Origin of the sequence: Caballeronia sp., assembly GCF_049581465.1 — a bacterium.
Lineage (GTDB): Bacteria > Pseudomonadota > Gammaproteobacteria > Burkholderiales > Burkholderiaceae > Caballeronia.
This window is the reverse complement of sequence record NZ_JBAUSA010000286.1, coordinates 1-7,063: the sequence shown is the minus strand read 5'-3', so window position 1 is coordinate 7,063 and position 7,063 is coordinate 1. Positions and strand designations below refer to the sequence as shown.

6 protein-coding genes and 1 pseudogene are annotated in these 7,063 nt (G+C 57.5%); 6 read left to right on the top strand and 1 reads right to left on the bottom strand.

Annotated elements, in window-relative coordinates:
* The first annotated feature begins 187 nt into the window (after positions 1-187).
* The 5 genes from WCA53_RS07220 (at position 188) to WCA53_RS07200 (ending at position 5,792) form a co-directional block, all read left to right on the top strand.
* Positions 188-457 (top strand): hypothetical protein, encoded by a 270-nt coding sequence (locus tag WCA53_RS07220; protein WP_423907408.1) that lies wholly within the window; start codon positions 188-190, stop codon positions 455-457.
* A 57-nt stretch (positions 458-514) separates the two neighbouring features.
* Positions 515-1,141, top strand: coding sequence for a hypothetical protein (locus WCA53_RS07215; protein ID WP_423907406.1), 627 nt, complete (start codon positions 515-517; stop codon positions 1,139-1,141).
* A gap of 36 nt (positions 1,142-1,177) precedes the next feature.
* Complete coding sequence (locus tag WCA53_RS07210; protein ID WP_423907403.1) at positions 1,178-1,837, top strand: hypothetical protein; 660 nt, start codon at positions 1,178-1,180, stop codon at positions 1,835-1,837.
* Between the two features lie 1,231 nt (positions 1,838-3,068).
* Complete coding sequence (locus WCA53_RS07205; RefSeq protein WP_423907400.1) at positions 3,069-4,817, top strand: ABC transporter ATP-binding protein/permease; 1,749 nt, start codon at positions 3,069-3,071, stop codon at positions 4,815-4,817.
* 114 nt (positions 4,818-4,931) lie between these two features.
* Positions 4,932-5,792 (top strand): class I SAM-dependent methyltransferase, encoded by an 861-nt coding sequence (locus WCA53_RS07200; protein WP_423907398.1) that lies wholly within the window; start codon positions 4,932-4,934, stop codon positions 5,790-5,792.
* Between the two features lie 260 nt (positions 5,793-6,052).
* On the opposite strand, the gene WCA53_RS07195 is transcribed toward WCA53_RS07200, so the two are convergent.
* A complete protein-coding gene (locus tag WCA53_RS07195; RefSeq protein ID WP_423907396.1) occupies positions 6,053-6,613 on the bottom strand; it encodes a phasin family protein in 561 nt (186 codons plus the stop codon).
* Between the two features lie 222 nt (positions 6,614-6,835).
* On the opposite strand from WCA53_RS07195, the pseudogene WCA53_RS07190 reads away from it, so the two are divergent.
* Positions 6,836-7,063: pseudogene (locus WCA53_RS07190) on the top strand (hypothetical protein); the annotation flags it as partial.

Below are 7,063 nucleotides of genomic sequence, written 5' to 3'. Positions count from 1 at the left end.
GGTTAGACGTGCCGAACCGCTTCGCTTCTGCGGCAAATGTACGGGCGTTCTCCGAGTGGATCAAGAGTGAAGCAGCCTAACAGCGCCAACGATCGATGTTGCAACGACGTATGAGAATAAGGATGTTCGAATTGAAGAGGCAAGTTGAATGAAAAACGGTTGTCGACAATCCGCAGAAGTGCTTCGAATGACTCTGCGAACCGGTGCTGACTTCGAGAAATATGTCGCGCGAATGGGCCGGCCTAAGTTCGCCGTCAATCTTGGAGAGGACGAGGCAGATGACGACGGACCGTTCGTCCGGCTGTCTTCCGACGAATGGCTCTTTTGCGATGACCTAGCCGAACCGATGCGGGTGTTGCTGCGATGGGACGCGTGTGGCCTACGAATGCAACTCACCCCATCGTTTGAGAACGACCGGACCTCAGTCGGCTGGGCGGTGGTCGGGATCTCGGATTAATTTAACGATGCGGCGTCGCACCTGACCAGCGATTACATGGGACTTGCTTGCGGGCGAATGAGCGCAGAGGAAGCACGAACCACGTATCTCGAGGCATTGTTCGCCAAGGGGTTTGACTACGATTTCTTCCCGCTCACGGCGGTCCGCTACGATGCATTTATTGCGGATTGGAAGGAGGACGACAACAAAAACGCGATGCCGGAAAAGTACCGTTCGGACAAGCGATTTGGTGTCATCTCGGACATTGCTACGTTGAGAGATGTTGACGGTCGATGCGAATTCTGGATTTCCATTGGGTGGGCAAGTGGAAGCATCAGCCAACGCCAGTCAGATGACGCAGGAATCAAGGGCAAGTACCTTGTCGCTGAAGTGTATATCGTCAACGGGTTAGGCGAGGTCGAGACCGTGCAGCGAGGATCGGATGCATTTGAAGACGCATTCGCGCGGTTGGAAATGACGCTGGCGTTCGGATTCGCAGAGCGTATGAATGACGCCGATAAGGGTTGGTTTTGGGTGCCCCCAGGGAGGTTCTTACTCAACCGTAAGCTACGCGATTCGATTGTAAGTACTTGGCGCGCGGACTTTGAGGCTAGAGAGCTGAAAAGTGATCTTTGCGTGATGGCGGCGTTGAAGCACCCCCCCAAATTCGACGACGTGGAAGCTCAATTCCGCAAACCGTTCTGAGCACTATTGAATGGTCGGTTCTCGGACCCTCAGATCTTGGAAAAGCAGAACCGATCGATTTTGGCACCAACCCGATCTGACGCGACGCTACAGTGGAAACACACAGCAAGCCGTGTAATTGACGAATCGGAAGGGAGTTTGATCCGTACGACATACAATCGCAGCACATCCCCCAAAATAAATTACAACATGAAGCGAGCGAAACTGTTCACCGTTACTGCGACGGCGAAGATCAAAGGGATCAAGGACCGACGCAATATTCGCCCCCTCGCGGAAATCAAAGAGCGCATTGCATACGATCCAACGACAGGCACGTTTACGTACCGTCGTGACTGCGACACGGGCAACGCTGGAGAGGACGCGGTGTGGCGCTGTCGCCGAACTGACAATGTTGGCACACCCTACGAGAGCACGCGTTACTGGGAGCTGGTCAACTTCGCGAGCGACCACTGGTACGATCCGCGCAAACTCGCATACTACTTTGTGAGTGGCGTGTGGCCTCCCATAGACACGTGGGTCGCAGGTGGAGAAAAATTCGATTACACCGCCAAAACGCTCCAACTTGTGGCCTCCGGTGAATTCCCCTTGCGCGCCAGAACCGCCGAGCAATCTGAGTTGAATAAGCCTCCGATCGTAGCGGAGACGCGCTTGCAGCAGACGAAGAAAGGACTGCTCGCCCGCTTGTTCGGCCTTTAGCCGATAAGACGGGTACTGCCCGAGCCTCGGGGCGGCTTGGGCTTGGAGACCCGTCTATGACGGGCGATTCCGGGCAGTCCAATCAATTCCGTGCTTTAGAGTCTAACTAACTGCGCGAAAGTCTAAGTAATTCCGTTTACCGGCACGAAATCGGGAAGAGACATTGTCGGCTAATGCCTGTACGTATATACAGTATAAGACCTATGTTCCGGCGCGCGCTCCGGCGAGATTCATCAGATACGCCCGCCGAGCGCGTCACGCGGGAATTGGCCCCTGCTGTTGCGCGGTCGGCACAAATTGCGCGAAAATTGTCCTATCTGTGCCCTAATCCCAATAAGTTTTTTGTTCTATCAACATGGAAAACGGCGGAAACCCTTGCTGGATAGGGCTTTCAATCAACTGATTATTTCTGCGCACCGGCCCCTGTTCGGGGCAGACTTCATTTCTTTTCAAACCGCGAAAAGAAACGAAGCAAAGAAACGCGTTCAAACCGCCAATTTTTAAGTGTCCCCAACTCGCACTTCAGACTGTTGGCACGAACGTAGTGCCGCCCCCACGCATCAGCGCGCAGTCGAACACCCACCTCAAGCACCCGTCGCGCGCACACGCTTCGCCTCGACGGCCCCAACCCGCAATACCGCCGCAGTGATCCGGTACCTAACCCGTGTGTGTCCAAGCATCTGTGCTCACGCATCGCCATTGGCTTACCGTACCCTTGCCGAGCAGTTTTACGGACTAACGATGTAAGCATTCCTATCGACTTTAGATCGATAGTCCGGAGTTTCGTACCACGACAGAACCTTGGTTAGGCTAGAGCGGCGAAAAGCACCTTGTAGAGGCTATCGCTGTCTATCGAAGTGGGCCCGTGGTCCTTGATGCCTCGTAGGCCGCAGTCAACATATCCCCCGCTGTGCCAACGTTCCGCCGTTATCCGCCCGGGTCGACAAGTGGCGGATGAAACGTCACCCTGAATTGCCTCATGTGTCTGAAGAATGACGCCAGTTCGTCGCCGCTCGTGCGCATCACCGCCCCGGGATTGCGCACCTGAAGGCTTTTGCGGACATGACAAGTCGACCCGCGGTCACGGAGCAGGCCGCGCATCGTGAGCTTTATGAGAGAGTAGCGTGGCTGCGTGCATACGTTCCCGCGAGACCGCCATGCATGCACGTGTCGGACAATCATACGTGTACCTGGACTCGATCCGCGATCGCTGTGCGTTACGGGGAAGCTCATGACCAACCCATCGTCCGGCCCTGCATCTGGGCAACTCGACCGTGTCTCAGCATGGAGTCTGATCAAACCGTACTGGGTCTCCGAGGAACGCAGGACCGCGTGGGGGCTGCTGATCGCGATCATCGTAATGGATCTGCTTCTGGTAGGCATCAACGCCCGGCTGAACATATGGAACCGCGATTTCTACGACGCACTGGAAAGCAAGAGCGTGCACGATTTCCCGCGGCTGATGCTCATGTTTGCCGGGCTCGCGTTCGGGTTCATCATGATCTCGGTCTACAACCGCTATCTGCGGCAGATGCTTGGCTTCCGATGGCGCCAATGGTTGACCACGCGCTACCTGCAGGAATGGTTGGGCGACGGCACCTTCTATCGCATCGAGCGCGACCGCCTCACTGACAACCCTGACCAGCGCATCGCTGTCGACCTCGATTTGTTCGCCACCACCACGCTTTCTCTTACGCTCGACCTGTTCTCGACCATCGAGACGCTCATCTGGTTCTCCATCGTCCTGTGGAGCACGGCGGGAGCACTGGTCGTGATGATCGCAGGCACGCCCGTCCAGATTCCGGGTTATATGCTTTGGGCAGCCGTTGCCTATGCGATTGCCGGTTCGCTCCTGACAAACAAGCTCGGTCACCCGCTTGTGTCGATCAACTACCAGTTGCAACGCGTCGAGGCGGATTTCCGGTTTGGCCTGATTCGTCTGCGCGAAAACGCAGAGCAGATTGCGTTCTATGACGGCATGCGGACCGAAGGATCGAACGCCAAGGACCTGTTCGGCCGGATTCGCGAAAACTGGTGGCGCTTCATGAGGTACACGAGACGCTACAGCTTCGTGGTCAATTGCTACGGTCAGATCGCCGATATCTTCCCGATGGTCGTTGCATCGCCCCGTTACTTCGCCGGCGCCTTGACTTTCGGCACGCTGATGCAGATTGCGGACGCATTCAGTTCGCTTAGCGAATCGCTTTCGTGGTTCATCAACAATTACGATACGCTCGTCGAATGGCGTGCGACGGCTAACCGTCTATGCGAGTTCAAGCGCGTCATGCGGCAACCTCATCTGAAGGAGTCGGTCTCGCCGGGCACCGAGCATGGCGGCGTCAACCTGCGTTACGTCGACGAAAAGCACCTCGTCACGCGTAACCTCTTGCTTGCGCTGCCTAACGGCGAAACGCTCGCGAGCGTGCGCGACATCGCCGTGAAACCCGGTTCGCGCTGGATCGTGAGCGGGCCGTCCGGCGCGGGCAAGAGCACGCTGTTGCGAGCGCTTGCTGGTCTCTGGCCATTCGGCAACGGCTCGATCGACGCACCTGTGAACGCGCGCATGATGTTCATTCCGCAGCAGAGCTATATGCCAGTGGGCACTTTGAAGGCTGCGCTGACTTACCCCGCGGCGGCCGAAACCTTCAGCGACGACCACTGTCGCGAGGCACTGCATGTGTGTCGGCTGGAAGACTATGTTGGCCGATTGCAGGAATCCCTCCCGTGGTGGCGCATTCTTTCCCCGGGCGAGCAGCAGCGGCTAGCGGTCGCTCGCGTGCTGCTGCACAGGCCTGACTACGCGTTCCTCGACGAAGCAACAAGTGCGCTTGACGCTGACAACGAAGCGCATCTGTATCGCCTCCTTAATGAACGATTACCGATGGCGGCGATTGTCAGCGTCGCGCAGCGCGAGTCCCTTGCGCAGTTCCACCATGAGACGCTCGAGATCAGGCGTCCGCGCAACAGGGGTAGCTCGTGATAAATCTGTCAGTGTCGGCACCATCGCAAAGCCATCGTTTTGCGGAAATAGCGCCCCTCGGTGATTGGCGGGCCGCCGGGGTCAGACAAAAACAAACAGAGAGGATTGAAACGCATGGACGACAAGCGAAATGTAGCGCCTGACAGCACAGCAGCGCGAGTTGCCTTGTGGCGCGCTCTGCATGTCGAGGCCGACGCTGCGCCGCATGTGCTGGAAGACGAGATTGGCCTTAAGCTGCTGGCCCCGGACAACGGCTGGCGCCATCGCGGGGACATGGACCTGCAGTTCACGCGCCCCTTCCGCGCCTCGATCGTGGCTCGTGCTCGTTTCATTGAGGACCTGGTCGTGGAACAGGCCGGCCGCGGGCTTAGTCAGTATGTGATCCTCGGCGCGGGCCTTGACAGCTTCGCCCAGCGGAGACCGGAGATCGCGTCCCGCCTCACGGTGTTCGAGATCGACCCGCTGGGCCCGCAGGCATGGAAGCGTCAGCGCCTGATCGAGCTCGGCTACGGCGTCCTGGACTGGCCGCGCTTCGTGCCGGTCGATTTCGAGGCGGGAGGGGCCTGGCGGGACGGACTTGTGACTGCCGGCTTCGATGACAGCAAGCCGGCAATCGTGGCCTCCACGGGCGTCAGCATGTATCTCACGAAGCATGCGAACGCGGCCACGCTGCGCCAGGTCGCGACCCTCGCCCCGGGATCGACGTTCGCCATGACGTTCCTGCTCCCGCTGGAGCTGGCGGACCCGGAGGTACGCCCCGGGCTTGAGATGGCCGAGAAGGGGGCGAGAGCGAGCGGGACACCTTTCCTCAGCTTCTTCACCCCGCCGGAGATCCTGGCGCTCGCCCACGAAGCTGGCATGAAAGAAGCACGGCACGTCTCGGGGGCCGATCTCACGCGGCGCTACTTCGCGGGCAGGACGGATGACCTGCGGCCGCCAAACAATGCAGAAGAATTGCTGGTAGCAAATACATAGTCGGCCCGCGCACTGTCCGACTGACATCACCGCATGAATGACCTTTGCATCTTCAAAGTTGCCGTCGAGGTCATGCCAGGTCGAAGGGAAGATCACGGTCGACCCGGGAATGATCGGCGTCGAAAGAAAGAACACTGCTTCATCTGACACAAAGAAAAAAAGCCGCACTCAGCGATGAGTGCGGCTTTCTTCACAACGGGCTTAACTGAACGCCATGACGGCGCATGCCCGGTTTTCCTCTACTTGCAACGAGCTGAAGCTTAGACAGCCTTCGTCGCATTACGCGTGGCTTGGCTTGCAGCCTTCGTTGCGGCACTAGCAGCCGCGTTGAAGTTGCTTTCTGCGATCTCGACGGCTTGCTTGCTCGCCTTGTTAATCGTTTCGTACGTGCTGTTGGCGGCAGCGATCGCCGACTTCATCATGGAGACAGCCGTTTCCGAACCTGCCGGTGCATTCTTCGCGACGTTCTCGACAAGCGTTTGCGTCTTGCGATTCTGGTCTTCGAATTGGGCTTCTGCAACGCGGGCAAATTCAGCCTGCGTCGACGATGCGATTTCATACAAATGGCGGCCATACGACAACGCCTTTTCTGCCACCGGCTGTGCCAGGTTGGCTTGCAGCGCGAGCAGTTCTTGCGCGTCTTTCACCGACAAAACGCGTTGCGCGTTTTCCTGGCTTTCGGCCAGCGTCGACTTCACGACTTGCAGGTTCAACTCAAGCAGCTTTTCAAAGCCTTCGAACGCCTTGTTCGTCAGGCCGAAGAGGGTGTCGAACTGAGCCTTGTTGGCGGCGGCAAATTGTTCCGGGGTAAACATAGTCATTTTTACGCTCTCGAAGTATCGACCGGTCATTGCGGTCGCGGGGTTATATGCAGCGACCGGAACTGCGGTCACTATCTGAGGCAATTCGTTTTGCTGCGCTGCAACATGGAACCTATTCTAAACGTTGCGTGCCAACTGTCAAGCATTTATTTGTGCGACGCACCATAGGAAAGATATGATTAAACAATGACTTAAATTTAGATGATGGCATCGGCGGAGACGATGGGATTCAACAATGCGGACTCCGAGAAACACCGGGTGCGGTTCATAGTGGACATCATCGAATACGCGTCTGGAGCCTGGAACGTGACTGAACCCGCGCTGAAACTGACTGACTGGCTGGACCGTACCGAGTCCATCGACGACGAGATCGCGGCTTTCCCGCACAAGGCAATGGCCGCTACCCTCGATCGCAGCGAAGCGGGGACCGAGTTGCCGCCGTTATGGCAC

Bases quoted from the DNA above. Each gene is read 5' to 3' on its own strand.
- WCA53_RS07220 (WP_423907408.1), top strand. From the start codon at position 188: ATGACTCTGCGAACCGGTGCTGACTTCGAGAAATATGTCGCGCGAATG.
- WCA53_RS07215 (WP_423907406.1), top strand. From the start codon at position 515: ATGAGCGCAGAGGAAGCACGAACCACGTATCTCGAGGCATTGTTCGCC.
- WCA53_RS07205 (WP_423907400.1), top strand. From the start codon at position 3,069: ATGACCAACCCATCGTCCGGCCCTGCATCTGGGCAACTCGACCGTGTC.
- WCA53_RS07200 (WP_423907398.1), top strand. From the start codon at position 4,932: ATGGACGACAAGCGAAATGTAGCGCCTGACAGCACAGCAGCGCGAGTT.
- WCA53_RS07195 (WP_423907396.1), bottom strand. From the start codon at position 6,613: ATGACTATGTTTACCCCGGAACAATTTGCCGCCGCCAACAAGGCTCAG.